This window comes from Shewanella sp. DW31, from assembly GCF_015767295.1.
Taxonomy (GTDB): domain Bacteria; phylum Pseudomonadota; class Gammaproteobacteria; order Enterobacterales; family Shewanellaceae; genus Shewanella; species Shewanella oncorhynchi.
This window is the reverse complement of the sequence record NZ_JADWMP020000029.1, coordinates 1-17,039: the sequence shown is the minus strand read 5'-3', so window position 1 is coordinate 17,039 and position 17,039 is coordinate 1. Positions and strand designations below refer to the sequence as shown.

The window sequence follows — 17,039 nt, the reverse complement described above, 5'->3', positions numbered from 1 at the left end:
AAGTTCAAAGAAAATCAAAAAAGTCTGTGTTTCCATAGTTAATGTTAATGGAGGCTTTGTGCTGTCCATGACATAGGCGTAACGCTAAATACTCTATTTAGTAGATAGCATAGGCGGTTGTTACCCTATGCTCGTTATTTTTTGCCGCTACAACAATGCCGATAAGGACATATTTGGATGCGTTTTGACAATAAGGTGGCATTAGTCACTGGGGCTGCGGCTGGGTTAGGTCGAGCGTATGCCATCATGTTGGCTGAACGGGGGGCAAAAGTGATACTCGTCGACCAGCCGTTATCGTCTTATGAGTCAATTTCCACCGACGGCGCTCAGACGAGCCAAGCTAACTTAGAATTAATGCAGACCTATTGCAGCATTATTAAACTCGGTGGAGATTGCATTTATTTTGTGCTTGATGTGAGTCAGCGAAATGAAGTGAATAGCATGATTGAAGAGGTGATCCTACGCTGGCATCGCATTGATATCTTGATTAATAACGCGGGCGTTTATGGTGCTTGTCCTTTTGAGCACATTAAACTTGAGCAGTGGCAACGGCAATTGGATGTCGATCTCAATGGCAGCTTTTATCTCACTCAAGCTGTTTGGCCTTATATGCAACAACAGCATTTTGGCCGGATAATGATGACAACGGGAGCCTCGGCCTTGTTCGGTGACTTGCATCAAGTTGGTTTTAGTGCGAGCAAGATGGCGCTGGTTGGCATGGTGAATAGCTTATCATTAGAAGGTGAAATTCATAATATTCGAGTCAATAGTTTATGCCCTCAGGCCGTAACCGCGATGACGGCCAAACATTTAGCGAGTACGATTCAGCCGCTATTTTCCTTTGAATCATTAACGGCGACTACGGCTTTCTTGGTGAGTGAACAGGCGCCAAATGGTCAACATCTACTCGCCGGAGCGGGCAGTGTTAGCCATGGCATGTTTGTCGAGTTTCAGCCTATGTATTTTAATGAAGGTCTTTTTACGCCAGATAACCTCGCGCAGCAGTGGCCACAGTTACACCAATCCTTCCCCGTGACTTTGCACTCCTGTGGAGAGGATAAGGTTTTGTCTTGGTCTAAGTTAAGTGCGCTAGAACATCACATTAAAATCGATTGATTCATCATGCTTGTATTTGAACTAAGCCTGCATCTATAGCGATTTAAATCCAGTAAGTGGCTCAATAAAGCCGTAAATGCTAACCACAATAAATAACATAGATAATCCAGCGTGCCTCGTTTAATTCCTCACCGTTGGAGTGATGATTTGATTGTGAATAATCGATAGAAGACTGGTCAGCTTAAGGCTAACTGAGTTACCCTTTAAGATTAATTGCTAATTACGCAGTAGGATCCCATGAGTCAGGTATTAGACGATCTTTTATCATTACTTTCCCTTGAGCAAATTGAAATTGGCCTCTTTCGTGGTCAAAGCCAAGATCTGGGTTTTGGGCATGTGTTTGGTGGTCAAGTGATGGGCCAAGCACTGAGCGCCGCAAAACAGACTGTAGCTGCTGAGCGTAAGATCCATTCATTACATTCTTACTTTTTACGTGCAGGTGACGAGAAGTTGCCGATTGTTTATGAAGTGGAAAATATGCGTGATGGCGGTAGTTTTAGCGCTCGTCGGGTTAGTGCAATTCAAAAAGGTCGCCCTATTTTTCATATGACCTGCTCTTTCCAAGAACCTGAGGAAGGCTTTAGTCATCAAGCCGCTATGCCGCAAGTGCCCGGACCTGAAGGTTTGTTGAATCAGCAGGAATTGGCGCTGACGATGCGGGATAAAGTACCGCCGAGCATACTTGAAAAGTTTATGGCCGATGCGCCAATTGAGATGCGATTGGTCAATCCACTGCACCCTTTTGCGCCTAAAGAAACCGAGCCGTACCGTTATGTTTGGATGAGGGCTAATGGTCCTATGCCAAATGATGCCCATATCCATGAATATTTACTCGCCTATGCCTCAGACTTTAACTTTTTAGTCACGGCAGCTCAGCCCCACGGTGTATCCTTCTTAAGTCCAGGGGTACGAATGGCGACGATCGACCATGCGATGTGGTTCCACCGCCCGATTAATATGGGGGAGTGGTTGCTTTACAGTATCGATAGCCCTAATGCTAGCGGTGGCAGAGGTTACGTCAGAGGGCAGTTTTTCAATCAACAAGGCGAGTTAGTGGCTTCTTCTACCCAAGAAGGCCTGATACGCATGGTAAAAGGACGTTAGTATGTATCTGAAAATAAAATCGTTTATATTGTTCTCTCTCATGGCTGTCTTGCTCAATGGCTGCGTGACTGTAACACCTGAACAACCGATTATCATCAATGGCGCAGCTGGCTATCTAGAGAAGATCCCATTACCTCAAGGCTGCCAAATCATTATTGCCATTATTGATTTGAATACTCCAGGCGTCATCGTCGCACAAAAAACCTTCAATATCGCCAGAGCACCTGTGCCATTTAAATTTACACTGCCCGCTAAATCGATCGATAAAAGTATCCAATATGGGGTGGTGGCGATGATCAAGTTTCAAGACCAAGTGATTTTCCAAACCTATGACAGGTTCCCAGTTATCAATAATGATAAGTTCACGACAGAAGTGTTAATGAAAGCGGTTATGGCGAATTAACCACTGGCCATAACTGCAATAATATTGTTTTTATATTGATGAAGATTTAGCCCTTTCAATTCTATATTGAAAGGGCTTTTTTGTGGTCAATAATCCGCTTGCTATGCTGTAAATGTGAGATTAAGTATTAATTTGCTCTATACAGGATTAAGAATATTAATGCATAAGTTAGTTAATTTTTATAAGGGGTATCATTTTGTAAAATATTATACAAATACAAAATGCATACAATTTGTTAATTTAATGTTTAGTTTTTGATTCTTTATTGTTTTATTTAGGGTCTTTTGCGTTTATTTTGTAACTAATGATATTTATAAAAAAGAATATTTATTTACGGGGATTTATTCTGTTTAACCTAAGGCTATTTTTGAGTTGACACTTAAAGGTTTAGTTTAACTATTTGATTTAATGTTTATTATTTGTTTTTATCGATTTTTATACTACGACTTATCGTTGGGACATAAAATAGTCTGATAAAGGTTCTATGGATTTATTTTAACAAGGTATGAGCTTGTTCGTCATTTACTGAATTACGTTCTGTTAATTTACTGTTTTAATTTGTATCATCGCGTGTTACAAATTGTCGCGATAAAACTCAGTGATCATCATCACAGTAAATTGAATGGTTATTCATAAAAAATGTCAGTTACGGGTGATGTTTTTGGTTGTCGCAGCGTTTTCATGCCACCCAAACCTGAGTTTTATAAATCATACAACTTATAAGAATTAGGGAAGTCACAATGAAAACTAAAATAGCACTTGCAGTGTCTATGGCACTGTTATCGTCGGCGGCAAATGCACAAACCGTATTATCACCTACGGGTGAAACCTTGCAGTTAGATATTCCAAGTGAATTACAAGTCACTTCATTACGCGGTAACGCTGCCGGAGCTGAGGTTAAGTTTGTACCTGAAGCAGATTTAGGTGAGGGTGAATATACTTATATCGTTCGTTTACGCGATAGTTCGGTTGCTAATTACCAAGGAACTATTCCAGGATTGAAAGCGACTAGTTCACAAAGAGTGCAGGTAAACGGTACTTCAAAAGTTGCTGTGAACGGTAAACTTGATGCTTCTAAAGCTGAAGTCAAAAGTTATGTTAGTTATTTGAAAGTAAAACAGAACCGATTTTTAGCTAACGCGAGTGCGGCTGTTGGCACTAATCTGCAACCATTAACGACATATCAGTATGCGTTAAACGGTATGGCGGTTCGCATGACTCAAGCTCAAGCGAAGAAAATGGCTGAGTTACCTGAGGTTGCGTTTGTTGAGCGCGAGCGCATGGAGCAAATGGAAACCGACGTCAGTCAAGCGCTTATCGGTTCTCCTAATGTATGGGATGGCAGCGCGACGGGCACGAAAGCCATGGGGGAAGGCGTGATCGTCGGTATTATCGACTCAGGTATTAACTCAGATCATGCTTCTTTCGCTGATGTTGGCCAAGATGGCTATGACCACACAAACCCATTAGGTCAAGGCATCTATATTGGTGATTGTAAAACTGATTTCGCGAGCATGTGTAATGACAAGTTGATTGGAGTTCGCAGTTACTCTGAGATAACAAATAACTACGACGATGCAAAAGTGTTTGGTGACACCCCTCCAGCTAAAAATGGTGAGGATTACGGTGGGCATGGTACTCACGTTGCGAGTACCGCAGCAGGTAACATCCTAGTGAATGTGCCTTATGTGCAAGGTGAAACAGGTAAGTTAGAAAGCGATGGCATTGCGACAGGCCTTGAATTTAAACAAATCTCAGGTGTTGCACCACATGCAAACATCATAGCTTATCAAATTTGTAATCCGGGTAATGCGGGCGACACTTATTCTGGCTGCCCGACCGCACCGATTTTAAAAGCCTTAGATGATGCGATTAAAGATGGCGTCGATGTGCTTAACTTTTCTATCAGTGGCGGTGGAAACCCGTGGAATAGTGCGACGGAACAAGGCTTTTTAGCCGCGCGTAATGCAGGGATTTTTGCTGCAGTGGCTGCGGGTAACACACGTGCCGCGACAAGCACGAGCCCTGCGATTAATCAAACACCTTACTCTACGCCTAAAAATGCACCTTGGTATACTTCGGTCGCTAACTCGACTCATAACCGTGACATAGTACGCGCCGTGGAATTTAATGGTAAAAACTATCATTACACTGCTGGTTCTGGTCCGGTTCAAACTGAAGTGCTCAAAGGTGTTCCCCTTTATGCTGGCGCAATCGATGCGACCAATTTTGAAGCCTGTAAACCGTTCCCAGCAGATGCCTTTAAAGACAAGATCGCCGTTTTAAGACGCGGTGTTTGCTCATTCGATATCAAAGTGGCCGCAGCAATGGCCGCTGGCGCTAAGGGTGTGATTGTTTTCAATAGAGATGGTGAAAATAATGCGCGTCTGACTATGTCGGGGCTGGATAAATTGAATATTCCAGCGGTATTTATTGGTGATATTGATGGCTTAGAATTGATTGCTGCTATGGCGGCAAATCCTGCTCTTGAAATCACGCTGTCTCCAACCCCTAAAGTTGCCAGTAAAGAAGCGGATGTTTTATCTGCCAGTTCATTGATTGGACCTAATCTGACTAACGATGTACTCGTACCCTATGTTGCTGCACCGGGCAGTGACATCTACGCTGCTTATTCCGACCAACAGTTTGGCCATGATGAAACAGGTACAGATCCTGCCGATTTCACTTTGATGTCAGGTACTTCAATGGCGAGTCCTCACGTTGCGGGGGCAGGTGCGTTACTTAAATCACTGCATAAGGATTGGACGCCAGACAACATTCGTTCTGCGCTAATGATGACGGCAACGACAGCCCAAGCCATGAAAAAAGCCGATGGTAAAACCGTTGCAGATCCGTTTGACGTGGGAGCTGGTCGTATTCGTGTTGATTTAGCGGCAAAAACGGGCTTAGTGATGGATGAAAGTGCCTTAAACTACGAGATTGCTAATCCTTCGACAGGTGGCGATCCACGTAAGCTAAACATTCCAAGCATGGCTGATTCACGTTGTATCGATACTTGTACTTGGACACGTACTGTCACTGCAACGGCTGATGGTAGCTGGACTGCAAAAGGCGTTTCCACAACGGATAAATTCGCGTTAACTGTGACGCCAGAAAGCTTTAATCTCAAAAAAGGTGAAAGCCAAACGATTACAGTGACTGCGGATGTGACTGACGTCGGTGCAAGTTGGGGCTTTGGTAACTTAGTATTAACGTCCGATACTTTCCCAACGGCTAATATGCCGATCGTAGCTAAGATAGCTAAACGCGATTTACCTGCTTTGGTTAATGTTTCAGCCTCACGTGATGCAGATGAACGTAATTTGGCGCACTTGAAAGCGATTGATCTACCGGGTGTTGCGGCGACAGTGACTGCACTTAAATTAAGCGCTACTTATGAATCAAGTGTGAAACAGGATTCAAATACCGATAGTGCATTTGATGATTTGGCCGATGGCGTAAAAGTATTTAGCTTTAATGTTGAAGATAAAGCTTTATATTTCAATGCATCAATCGGTAATACAACCTCTCCTGACTTAGACATGTTTGTGATACTCGATAAGAAAGACGGTAGCAAGCTTTCTATCGCGGCATCTTCTGCGTTTGGCGGTTCAAAGGAAAGTGTATCTATTAAGAACCCAGTGAAGGGTGAGTATATTGTCGTTGTACAAAACTATCAGGCATCTGCAGCCGATGCGGATGATGCCTTTAGTTTGAAACAAGTAACCTTATACGATGAAGCGGGTGATAACTTAACTGCAAATCTTACGGGTGATCATAAAGATTTCAATGTCAACTTAGCATGGAAACAAGCGATGCTAGTGGGAGATGCAGGCATAGCTATGCTGACGCTGACCACCACTGATGACAAAGTCGCACCAGTTGAAATTCCGGTCGTATTTGAGCGCGTCAGTGATGACGTATTACCTCCTTTAGGCAGTACTGTTTCTGGTGAATTAACACCTGGCACCGCTAAAGTGATGAAGACGCGTATCGAAGCGAACAAAACGCAAGAAACTCGTGTTTACACCCTAGAGGCGTTATTACCAGAAGGTCACGAAGTGGCTAATATTAGCCATCAAGGTGCGCAAGTGGGCAATAAGATCACTTGGACTATCGAAATGGCCTCTGCTGCTGCGGCATTAGATGTCACGTTTGACTTAGTGCCACGTAAGGCGAGTCAAGGCAACATAGTGGCATTGACCAACAAAGTGAATAACGACTCGGCTGAAATCTTGAAGCAGGAGTATCAATTTGATGTTCCAGAAGTGGCGCCAGTAGCTGTGATTGAAGCTCCTGCCACTGTCCAAGAAGGTAAACCTTTGTTCATCGATGCGAGTAAGTCGTCGGATGCCAACAATGATCCTTTGACCTACAAATGGACTCAGTTAGGGGGCACCAGCTTTAACTTTGACGCTAATGCGGCCAAGCTTAATCTCGTCGCACCAAACGTGAGTGGCTCTGCTCAGACGGTTTCATTCCAACTGACAGTATCTGATAACCACGGCAATAAAGATTCAAGTGTTGTGTCTGTATCTGTGACTGAAACACCAGCCAAGAAAGATGATGGTGGTGCCTTAGGTTGGTTAAGCTTGTTGTTGCTACCTTTTGCTTTTGGTCGTCGTAAACAAGGCTAAACCCTCAGAGTAAAATCGGAAGGTTTAATGGTAAGAGAGAAGGGCTGATATTGATATCAGCCCTTTTTGTATTTGCTGGTTTGTGTTAGCGATTTGACATTAAAAAATCGACAAAGGCGCGGTCTGCTTGGCTGACAGGGCGCTGCTTTTTCCATGCAATATGGAGGTTTAAAAATACCGGTGGATCGAAGGGTTTGGCTAAAATGTCATCTTTTGAGCTTATCGCCATCTCAAGTACACTGGTGATCCCAAATCCTTGGGAAACAATCTGTTTAATCAGATTAATCAAATTGGTCTCGAAGGCAATATTGGGCTTTTTGCCTAATTCTTTGGCTTGAGAGAGTATCCACTCTCGGTGGAAATAACCTGTCTTGAACATCACTAATTCATGGTCGAAAAAGTCATGTAGACTCACAGCGCTATGTTCCGCTAAAGGGTGTTCGGCACCCATGGCGATCACCATTTGCTCACGGATCAACAGCTGACTATCAAATTCGGGCTGTAGGTCTTGGGCGGTAATGATCGCAATATCCACTTCTTCCTGTTGCAACATGCGCAGTGCATCCCGTGTCCCGCCTTCAAACAGTGATAGTTTCAATTCGGGGTATTTATGCCGAAAAGCCATTAAGCGCGAGGGGAGATAGAAAGAACCCAGCATGCCCGGCACGGCAATGCGGACCTCTCCCGAGGTGAGATTGGCCATGGCGCGGATTTGCGCTTCGGCCTGCTTAACTTGTTTTAGGATCAAAGTGGCGTGTTGATGCAGGACTATACCTTCGGCCGTGAGTGTGAGCAGTTTATCATTCTTGTTGCTCGTACGATTGACTAAGGTGACGCCGAGTGCGACCTCTAAGCGCTTGATACTTTGACTTAACGCGGGCTGAGCCATATTCAGTTTCTTGGCTGCGGCGGTAAAGCTGCCGGTATTGGCAAGGGCATCTAAATGTTTGAGTTGGCGAATATCCATTAATCGGGCTCGTACTATTTTATCAGTGGCAAGATGTGTACTTTTGGCGCGCTATTTCTATAACAAAAATCAATGATTACGATAGATATTATCTATTATTGTTATGTTATGCCCAGTGATAATCTTTGTCTATCCTATGAGTGATACTTGGTCGAGGCTCCCGTGCAAGCCGTATTAGATACTATGATTGACAATAAACAGCGTGACACCCGATTGATGTGGGCGCTCTGCGTCGCTTCAGTGGTGGTCTATATCAACTTGTATTTAATGCAAGGCATGTTGCCGCTGATTGCGGAACATTTTGCGGTCTCAGGCTCTAAAGCAACCTTGATCCTGTCGGTGACCAGTTTTTCCTTAGCCTTTTCATTGCTCTTGTATGCGGTACTGTCAGATCGTATCGGTCGACACACTCCAATCATTGTCAGCTTGTGGTTATTGGCATTGTCTAACTTACTATTAATTTGGGCACCGGATTTTAATGGGTTAGTGCTAGTGCGATTGCTACAAGGTGCATTACTCGCTGCCGTACCTGCGATTGCCATGGCATACTTTAAGGAGCAATTATCACCAAGCACTATGCTGAAAGCCGCAGGCATTTATATTATGGCGAACAGTATTGGCGGGATTGTTGGACGTCTGCTCGGTGGTTTAATGTCGCAGTTTTTATCTTGGCAAGAATCTATGTGGTTGCTGTTTCTAGTGACGTTAGCGGGGGTGGCTTTAGTGAACTATTTGCTGCCTTCACTTGCAGATGCGCAGTCGATGTCACCCAGTAACACTGCGCCTTCCTTATCAAAACGCGCCCGTTTAGCGCAAGATCTTCATGGCTTTAGTCATCATCTCACCGATGCGCAAATGCGTTTGGTCTACGCGATTGGCGGCTTGACCTTTATGATGATGGTGAATCAATTTAGCTTTATTCAACTGCATTTGATGGCTCCACCCTATGAATGGAGTCGTTTCCAAGCCACCTTGATTTTCCTGTGTTATTCCAGCGGCACTATTGCGTCATATTTTACTGCGAAATGGCTCGCCAAATTTGGCCAACATAAGTTGTATCAGTGGTCTTGGTGCGTGATGTTGCTCGGCAGTTTACTGACCCTGTTTGATACCACTTTGACCATTAGCTTAGGTTTTTTAATGACCGCCTGTGGGTTCTTCCTTACCCACAGTTGCTGTAATTCCTTTGTTGCAATGCGGGCCAGTCGTGATCGAGCTAAGGCGACGTCACTCTATTTATGTTGTTATTACTTAGGTGCTGCGATTGGCGGCCCTTATTTGATGATGTTTTGGCATGAGGCACAGTGGCGAGGTGTGGTGATGGGATCGTTAACCTTATTAGCTTTGATCGCCTTAGCAATCACCCGTTTGCATTACCATCAAACTCATGTCAAACGGGCTTTAGTCTAAAGCTTAAATATGTCCTTTAGTCATCGGAATTAATGTACTGTTTGCGGTCTAAATCGTATTTACGCATTTTGTCGTAGAGGGTTTTGCGGGGCAGTTCTAGCTGCTCCATGGTCTGCTTAATACTGCCCTTGTTGTGGCTAAGTGCTTCTTCAATCAGTACCCGTTCAAAAAACTCTACCCTTTGTAGCAGGGACATACTCGAGTGCAGGCTTGGAGTATTGCCTAACGTGCCGGCAAAGGCAGCTTCTCCGCCCAGCAGCACAAAGCGTTCGGCTAGATTACGTAACTCACGCACATTGCCTGGCCAGTCGTGGGAAGTAAGTATCGCGTTTTGCTCCGCATTTAAGGCGATAAGCGCTTTGTGATAGCGTGCCGATGCGACGCGGGCAAAGTGTAAAAAGAGTAACGGAATATCTTCACGGCGATCTCTCAGGGGAGGGATGGGCACAGTCACCAGATTTAAGCGATACAACAAGTCTTGGCGAAATTCCCCGGTGTCACACAGGCTCTTTAAATCTACTTTAGTGGCGGCGATTACCCGTATATCAAGGCTGATGCTTTTGTTTGACCCTAAGCGTTCAACCTTACGGTCTTCAAGTACCCGCAGCAGTTTTACTTGCAGCGACAGTGGCGTACTCTCAATTTCATCTAAAAATAACGTGCCACCATTGGCATATTCAAATTTGCCAATGCGCATCTTATCGACGCCAGTAAAGGCCCCCGCTTCGGCGCCAAAGAGTTCACTTTCAATTAAGTTTTCGGGGATTGCACCACAGTTGATGGCGACAAAGTTGGCTTGGCTGCGGCTGCTGTGGTCGTGTAAATAGCGGGCAACAAGTTCTTTACCTGTACCGGTTTCGCCTTCAATTAACACATCCGCAGGCGTATCTATCACTTGGGTTATGATGTGGCGCATACGGTTGATGCCGACACTGTTGCCCAAAATACGAGGGCCCGGTACGCTTTGGCTTTCGAGATCCTTTTTAAGCTTGCGGTTCTCTAAGGTTAGACTGCGTTTTTCTAAGGCGCGTTTAACCACATCGAGTATATGTTCGTTATTAAAGGGTTTTTCGAGAAAGTCGTAGGCGCCTTGTTTTAAGGCATTGACTGCCATTGCAATATCACCAAAACCAGTGAGTAGCACGACGGGGAGATCGGGATCTTGCAGACGGATTTGTTGCATTAAGCTGATGCCGTCTAATTGTGGCATGTTGACATCCGATATCACCATTCCCGCCCAATCTTTATGCAGCAACTTAGCGATACCTTTGGGTTCTGTGGTGGCGAGCGCCTTAATGCCCTCCAGTTCAAATAGTTGAACGAGAACTGTGCCTATGTGCGGCTCATCGTCGATGATGAGAACAGAATAATCTTGAATTGAATTGGGCACACTCATAAAACTAACGTTCCTCGAGCAAGTAAATAGGTAAAATAATCTGGAAAATAGCGCCACCCTCTTCGGCATTGGCAACGTTAATTTGGCCTTGCATGGATTCGATAATACGTTGTGAAATCGATAAGCCTAGCCCCAGTCCGTGCCGTTCGTTGGTGGTAAAGTAGGGTTCGAAGATTTTCTCCATTTGGCTTTCACGCACACCAGGGCCCGAATCTTGGATACTGATGCAAAACTTATCTTCACTGGTCACGCGGATAACCAATTGGCGTTTAACCGATTGTTGCATAGCAACAATGGCGTTGCTCATGATATTGACAAACACTTGTTGTAATCTAACCTTATCGCCCCAAACCTGATAGTTGCCGTTGGGTAATTGCACATCGAGTTCAACACCCTGTTTATCAATTGCAGGTTGAACTATGGTCAGGGCTTGCTTGATACAGCGGCCAATATCGGTTGCGCTATCAGCGCCTTGGCTCTTGCGGGTAAAGCTTTTAAATTGCCCAACAATATCGGCTAATCTGTCGGTAAGTTCAATAATAATCTTGATATTATCCAGTGCCTTATCTTGCATATCACGGGCGAGAAAAGTTTGGGTATTTTGGGCATAGCTGCGAAGTGCCGCGAGTGGTTGATTGAGTTCATGGTTAATACTGGCGGATAAACTACCGATTACTGTCAGTTTTGCCGCTTGGATCAGCTCATCTTGAGTATCTTTGAGCTGATTGTTGGCCTGCTGTAAGTCCTGAGTACGTTCTTCAACTCGCTGTTCTAAAAGGCTTTGCGCTAGTTGCATTCGGTGTAGATTGCGACGGCGCTCGGCGTTAAATAGGATGCTGAGTGCCAGCAAAAGATAAATACTAGCTGACAGTAACATCAGCGCGGGCAAAGAAGTCAGTAAAGGTTTGATTGGCGCTAAGATGTGTACTCGCCAGCCTGCCTTAGCCATTGATTGGTGGATGTCCATGTATTGTTCATGGTCTGTACCCGTTTGCAGCTGGTAGAGCATAGCTTGACTACCACTTTCATAGGGCGGCTTCATCAACAACTCTCCTATGGGACGTTCAGCATAGCGTTTAGAGGCATTAAGGGCATATTGCTTGGCTTGGGTAAGCGGGGTTAGTGACTTTAACCGCCATTCATCGATACTGGAAATAAAGACGATATCTTCAGGATCACTGATAAGGAACTGATACTGACCCGCAATCGCGATACTGGTACTTTGTTGCTCTATGTCGGCAATATTAACTTTGACTATAATGGCCCCAAGTATGCCTTTACCACCTTGTTGATAAATAGGGTAAGAGAAATAAAATCCGCGCTTATCTGAGCTGGTACCCACTGCATAATAACGGCCTAGATTGCCCGAGATAGCATCTGTGTAATAGGGTCTAAAGGAGTAGTCCTTGCCAATAAAGGAAAAACTTTGTTGCCAGTTACTCGCGGCAATGGCGATACCTAAGGCATCAATCAGATAGATATCGGATGCTTCGGTGACATGCTGAATTTCTTCGAGATATAAATTAAGCTCTTGGACTTTATCAGGATTCTGCTGGTCGTTCAGGACATTGGCGAGCATTGGGTTAGTCGAGAGCACGTGGGGAATACTTTCGTAGCGCGATAGTGCACCATCGAGAAAACTGACTAATTCCTTTAGTTGTTTCTCCGATTGCTTTTGGATCTCGATTTTACCTTGATGCAAATGCACCCAGTAGGTCAGTTTGAGGGTTGCAAATAGGCCTGCAAGTAACACAACGGTCAGAAAGAGGCGTTTCTTGGCCTTAGGCGTCATGGGCAACATGGTGGTTATCCTGATAAAGCAACGGGATCAATAACTGATACTGCGCATAATAAAACAAAGCGAGCCTGACTAGGCTCGCTTAAAATCTATCTGTAATCAAGGGGTAATCTCACAACCTTGAATTGCAGACTAATATCCACGCATCGAATCCAACCATTCAGGTAAGAAGAGTGAAATCTGTGGTACGTAAGTAATCAGGGCTAAGAAGGCTAGCATCACGAGTAACCAAGGCAGAACCGACTGAATCACCCAACCAATACTGCGCCCCGTGATCCCCGCGGTGACAAAGAGATTGAGTCCCACCGGCGGCGTTAGCATACCGATCTCCATGTTCACGACCATTATGATACCTAAGTGGATAGGATCTATGCCTAATTGCGTTGCAATAGGGAACAGAATTGGCGCCATAATGAGTACAATCGCCGATGGCTCCATAAAGTTACCGGCAGCAAGCAACAGTAAGTTAACGATGATCAGGAATCCCCAGGCGGGTAAACCCATGCTAACAATATACTCAGCAATAATGTGAGGGATACGTTCTGTGGTTAATACATGCGCAAATAGCATAGCGTTAGCTATGATAAACAGCAGCATGATACTGACCTTGGCACCATCGCGCACAACATGACGTATGTCTTTGTCGATAGGCGTTTTAATCAGTCCTAAGAACATATGGCCTAAGTTACGCGCAGTTGCTTTGGCTAAGTTTTCACCTTGATTACGCCATGCCACGTCTTTTAATGGCCCGATATCACGGTAGCCAAATACCGCAATAAGGTAAGCATAGACACAAGCCACAGCTGATGCTTCGGTTGGGCTAGCGACGCCACCATAGATAGAGCCTAATACGATAAAGATGAGTGCTAATCCACCCATTGCCTTGGCACTTGAAATCCCCAGTTGTTTAACGCCAGGAAAAGGACGTGAGGGCAAGTTTTTAAAGCGGGCAACGATATAAATGACGATCATCAATATAAATCCCATCATTAAACCTGGGATTAAGCCTGCCATAAACATTTTTGCAGCCGACACTTCAGTTGCTGCGGCATACACTAACATGACGATTGAAGGTGGGATCAAAATCCCGAGAGTGCCAGAGGTCGTGATCACGCCTGCAGCAAATTTTTCGGGATAACCTGCTTTTACCATGCCGACTATGACGATAGAACCAATTGCCGCAACAGTCGCAGGAGATGATCCAGAAACCGCAGCAAACAGCATACACGCCATAACGGATGCCATTGCTAATCCACCACGGACATGTCCAATACTGTCCATGGCAAAATCGATAATCCGTCTAGCGACACCACCCGTTGATAGGAAGGCGGATGACAGAATAAAGAAGGGGATAGCGAGTAAAGTGTAATGCTCTGATGAAGACTCATACAGCTTGAGTGCAACTGAAGCTAAGGAGTCATTCGAGAACAATAAAATCGTCAGCATGCTGGAAAAACCTAATGCGATAGCGATAGGCATACCGAGAAACATACATACGAATAGGGCGGTAAATAGGGTTGCAATAGCCATTATTTAGCCTCCTTTTGGTCAGAGACTGGATCTACTTTAGCGTTTTTAGCGCTCTCATCGATTAAATGCATACTTTCTTTCGCTTCATCGGCAAATTGGAAGCCTGAGACTTGGTCACGCAGAATGGCGATAAAGAGTTCGACGAAACGCCAAGTCAACATAAAAAAGCCAATAATTAAAATACTTTGAGATAACCAAATCGGTATTGCGCCATCTTCAATATCGATTTTTAAAGTGTTCCAAGCAAAATCTGGATCGAGGCTTTTTAATATAAATTGTGGGAAATGTATGTCTTCCATAGGCAAACCGATTTGATACATCTGGCTTAAGTAATCCCAACTGCCTTTTAAAAAGAGTCCGCAATAGACGATACAAACAAAGGCGGTAATAAGAGATACTATCTTTTTAGCCTTTGGCGCTAAATTTTTAACAAACGCATCGACACCAATATGGGCACCGACTTTAACCCCATAGGACATACCAAATAACACAAACCAACCGCAAAAGGTTAATGTAAGTTCTTGGATCCAAAGAAAACCCGTGTTGAAGAAGAAGCGAGCGACGACTTCTGAAAACACTAACAGCGTCATCAGAGTGATCAATAAATTGAGCACACCTTCTTCAATATAACCAAATATTCGCGATATCACAGCCATAATCCCCTCGCTGAAATGGCCGCCTAAGCTCGGTTGAGCTTAAGCGGCTATCATCATTATTATTTATTTGCAGCTACAGCAGCATCAATCACATCTTTACCGATTTGATCTTCAAACTTAGCCCAAACAGGTTTCATTACCTCAACCCATTTTTGACGTTCAGCAGGAGACAGAGTCACTAACTGTGAACGTTTAGAATCAAGGATTAACTGTTTGTCTTCATTGTCTTTTTCAGCGGCAATCTTGTTACCTAATGCGATAGATTCGTCTAAAGCTTCTTTGATGATCTTACGTTTGTCAGCAGGTAGACCTTTCCAGAAAGTGTCAGAGGTCACGACCATATAGTCGAGAACACCGTGATTACTTTCAGTGATTTGGCTTTGCACTTCATAGAACTTTTGTGAATAAGTATTTGACCAAGTGTTTTCTTGACCATCGATAGCGCGGGTTTGAAGTAGGGTAAATACTTCTGAGAAAGGTTTTTTCACAGGGATTGCACCAACAGCATCAAACTGGGCTGCTAGAACATCAGATGCCATAACGCGGAATTTTAAGCCTTTTGCATCAGCAGGATTTTTAAGTGGTGTGTTAGATGAGAACTGTTTCATACCATTGTGTAAATAACCCAGACCGACAATCCCTTTACGGCTCATGGAGTTCAGTAATGTTTGACCAGCTTCACCTTGTTGGAAACGGTTCACGGCATCCATATCATTGAATAGGAAAGGTAAATCGAATATTTGTAGACGTTTAGTGTAACGCTCAAACTTTGAGAGTGAAGGCGCGACAAATTGTACGTCGTTTAACAGCAGTGCCGCTAATTCGTTGTTATCCCCAAATAACTGTGAGCTAGGAAATACACTGACTTTGTATTCACCTGGTAAACGTTGTTCAACGAGTTCTTTAAATTTAAGTGCCATTTGGCCTTTAGGTGTGTTTTCTGCCACTACGTGTGAAAACTTAATTTCAATCGGTTCTGCAAATACGTTAAAACTGGTCGCAAATACGGAGGCAACAGCGAGCATTTTGACTAAGGTTTTGAGTGGACGGGTCAATCCAGTTTGTTGATTCAATATCATCTTGAGTTCCTTTTTCTGTTGTTAGGATTTGTCCTCAGTCTTGGTTAGTTTGTTACCAAGTTTGAGTAGGAATACAGCCTTGATTTCCCTGAGGTCTGTCTTACTAAAGGCAAATACCACGCCAACTTACACTGGCTTCTGTAAGTGTTTGGTTACTAAAGTGTAGTTCATTTGATGTTTGTCACACTTTTAGTTTGGTGGGTGAGATCTCGCTCACAGTGATTTTGTGTTTGGGTGGAAACCCACCCATAGTGAAGATCGGCCCCAAATTGACGGCTCTTGTCGTTGCAGATAAATTAAACAAACTTAGTTATTTTTAGATCAAAAAAAGCCGTAAAAGTATGCGATATAACGATAAATATTGTGGTGAGCTGCTTTAGGAGAAGAAGTGTAGGTGAGATGTGAAGTCTATGGAGGTTAAGTCGATAGCTATCGTAGTCAATCAAGACACAATTCATTTGATGACTGTTAGTCATCCTCTAAAAGAATACGTTTAAGGATAGCATCGCTAGGTAACAAGGCTAAATGGCCTTGTTCATCAAAGTACCAACCGGTAATAAAGCCTTTTTGGCGCATGCTGACGAGATTATGCATGACTTCCCGCGCTTCTTTTAGAGCCGTTTGCTCATCGCAGGCGTGGGTATGCTTTAAATAAGTGGCAATATTGGCAAGAGAAGCGGATTGACTGACGCTGGCCATAATGTTGATCTCCAAAAATGCTAAAGCAGAATGAAATCAGGCTGAGTGTCGATAGTGCTTAGTATTTAACGAAATATAAAATGCCGAACAGTACAATTTATCACTCGCTGATTGAGATCAAGCATAGTTGAGTGAGCACGTGGGTAAAGTTTATTGGGGGAGAAATATGGTGGTCGCTACTGGGCTCGAACCAGTGACCCCCTCCTTGTAAGGGAGGTGCTCTCCCAGCTGAGCTAAGCGACCT

12 protein-coding genes and 1 tRNA gene are annotated in these 17,039 nt (G+C 44.1%); 5 read left to right on the top strand and 8 right to left on the bottom strand.

The window, feature by feature from the left end:
• The first annotated feature begins 177 nt into the window (after positions 1-177).
• The 4 genes from GWI56_RS19365 to GWI56_RS19350 all read left to right on the top strand — a co-directional run bounded on the left by GWI56_RS19365 (position 178) and on the right by GWI56_RS19350 (position 7,260).
• Positions 178-1,116 carry an SDR family NAD(P)-dependent oxidoreductase gene (locus GWI56_RS19365; RefSeq protein WP_198573814.1) on the top strand — a complete coding sequence of 313 codons (939 nt, stop codon included), beginning with the start codon at positions 178-180 and terminating at the stop codon, positions 1,114-1,116.
• A 237-nt stretch (positions 1,117-1,353) separates the two neighbouring features.
• Positions 1,354-2,220 (top strand): acyl-CoA thioesterase II, encoded by an 867-nt coding sequence (gene tesB / locus GWI56_RS19360; protein WP_028761097.1) that lies wholly within the window; start codon positions 1,354-1,356, stop codon positions 2,218-2,220.
• Position 2,221: 1 nt separating this feature from the next.
• Positions 2,222-2,623: a YbaY family lipoprotein gene (locus GWI56_RS19355; protein ID WP_131523152.1), complete on the top strand. Its 402-nt coding sequence runs from the start codon at positions 2,222-2,224 to the stop codon at positions 2,621-2,623.
• Between the two features lie 740 nt (positions 2,624-3,363).
• Complete coding sequence (locus GWI56_RS19350; protein ID WP_198573813.1) at positions 3,364-7,260, top strand: S8 family serine peptidase; 3,897 nt, start codon at positions 3,364-3,366, stop codon at positions 7,258-7,260.
• Between the two features lie 85 nt (positions 7,261-7,345).
• Here GWI56_RS19350 and GWI56_RS19345 read toward each other — a convergent pair whose 3' ends face one another.
• Entirely contained in the window at positions 7,346-8,227 is an 882-nt protein-coding gene (locus GWI56_RS19345; protein WP_028761094.1) for a LysR family transcriptional regulator, read from the bottom strand.
• 162 nt (positions 8,228-8,389) lie between these two features.
• Between GWI56_RS19345 and GWI56_RS19340 the strand changes: the two genes are divergently transcribed.
• Positions 8,390-9,637 carry an MFS transporter gene (locus GWI56_RS19340; protein WP_198573838.1) on the top strand — a complete coding sequence of 416 codons (1,248 nt, stop codon included), beginning with the start codon at positions 8,390-8,392 and terminating at the stop codon, positions 9,635-9,637.
• 16 nt (positions 9,638-9,653) lie between these two features.
• Here GWI56_RS19340 and GWI56_RS19335 read toward each other — a convergent pair whose 3' ends face one another.
• The 7 genes from GWI56_RS19335 to GWI56_RS19305 all read right to left on the bottom strand — a co-directional run bounded on the left by GWI56_RS19335 (position 9,654) and on the right by GWI56_RS19305 (position 17,038).
• Positions 9,654-11,033: a sigma-54 dependent transcriptional regulator gene (locus GWI56_RS19335; RefSeq protein ID WP_173497699.1), complete on the bottom strand. Its 1,380-nt coding sequence runs from the start codon at positions 11,031-11,033 to the stop codon at positions 9,654-9,656.
• Positions 11,034-11,037: 4 nt separating this feature from the next.
• Positions 11,038-12,834, bottom strand: a complete 1,797-nt coding sequence (locus GWI56_RS19330) for an ATP-binding protein (protein ID WP_028761091.1) — start codon at positions 12,832-12,834, stop codon at positions 11,038-11,040.
• Between the two features lie 129 nt (positions 12,835-12,963).
• On the bottom strand, positions 12,964-14,361 hold the full coding sequence (locus GWI56_RS19325) for a TRAP transporter large permease subunit (protein ID WP_028761090.1): 1,398 nt from the start codon (positions 14,359-14,361) through the stop codon (positions 12,964-12,966).
• Positions 14,361-15,017: a TRAP transporter small permease gene (locus GWI56_RS19320; RefSeq protein WP_173497702.1), complete on the bottom strand. Its 657-nt coding sequence runs from the start codon at positions 15,015-15,017 to the stop codon at positions 14,361-14,363. The genes GWI56_RS19325 and GWI56_RS19320 overlap by 1 nt, the downstream gene beginning before the upstream one ends.
• A 59-nt stretch (positions 15,018-15,076) precedes the next feature.
• Entirely contained in the window at positions 15,077-16,096 is a 1,020-nt protein-coding gene (locus tag GWI56_RS19315; RefSeq protein ID WP_113941003.1) for a TRAP transporter substrate-binding protein, read from the bottom strand.
• A gap of 468 nt (positions 16,097-16,564) precedes the next feature.
• Entirely contained in the window at positions 16,565-16,795 is a 231-nt protein-coding gene (locus tag GWI56_RS19310; protein WP_105252063.1) for a hypothetical protein, read from the bottom strand.
• Between the two features lie 167 nt (positions 16,796-16,962).
• A tRNA-Val gene (locus tag GWI56_RS19305) sits at positions 16,963-17,038 on the bottom strand.
• Position 17,039: the final 1 nt, after the last annotated feature.

Excerpts from the sequence above, each read along its gene's own strand:
- GWI56_RS19365 (WP_198573814.1), top strand. The coding sequence starts at position 178 with ATGCGTTTTGACAATAAGGTGGCATTAGTCACTGGGGCTGCGGCTGGG.
- tesB (WP_028761097.1), top strand. The coding sequence starts at position 1,354 with ATGAGTCAGGTATTAGACGATCTTTTATCATTACTTTCCCTTGAGCAA.
- GWI56_RS19355 (WP_131523152.1), top strand. The coding sequence starts at position 2,222 with ATGTATCTGAAAATAAAATCGTTTATATTGTTCTCTCTCATGGCTGTC.
- GWI56_RS19350 (WP_198573813.1), top strand. The coding sequence starts at position 3,364 with ATGAAAACTAAAATAGCACTTGCAGTGTCTATGGCACTGTTATCGTCG.
- GWI56_RS19345 (WP_028761094.1), bottom strand. The coding sequence starts at position 8,227 with ATGGATATTCGCCAACTCAAACATTTAGATGCCCTTGCCAATACCGGC.
- GWI56_RS19335 (WP_173497699.1), bottom strand. The coding sequence starts at position 11,033 with ATGAGTGTGCCCAATTCAATTCAAGATTATTCTGTTCTCATCATCGAC.
- GWI56_RS19330 (WP_028761091.1), bottom strand. The coding sequence starts at position 12,834 with ATGTTGCCCATGACGCCTAAGGCCAAGAAACGCCTCTTTCTGACCGTT.
- GWI56_RS19325 (WP_028761090.1), bottom strand. The coding sequence starts at position 14,361 with ATGGCTATTGCAACCCTATTTACCGCCCTATTCGTATGTATGTTTCTC.
- GWI56_RS19320 (WP_173497702.1), bottom strand. The coding sequence starts at position 15,017 with ATGGCTGTGATATCGCGAATATTTGGTTATATTGAAGAAGGTGTGCTC.
- GWI56_RS19315 (WP_113941003.1), bottom strand. The coding sequence starts at position 16,096 with ATGATATTGAATCAACAAACTGGATTGACCCGTCCACTCAAAACCTTA.
- GWI56_RS19310 (WP_105252063.1), bottom strand. The coding sequence starts at position 16,795 with ATGGCCAGCGTCAGTCAATCCGCTTCTCTTGCCAATATTGCCACTTAT.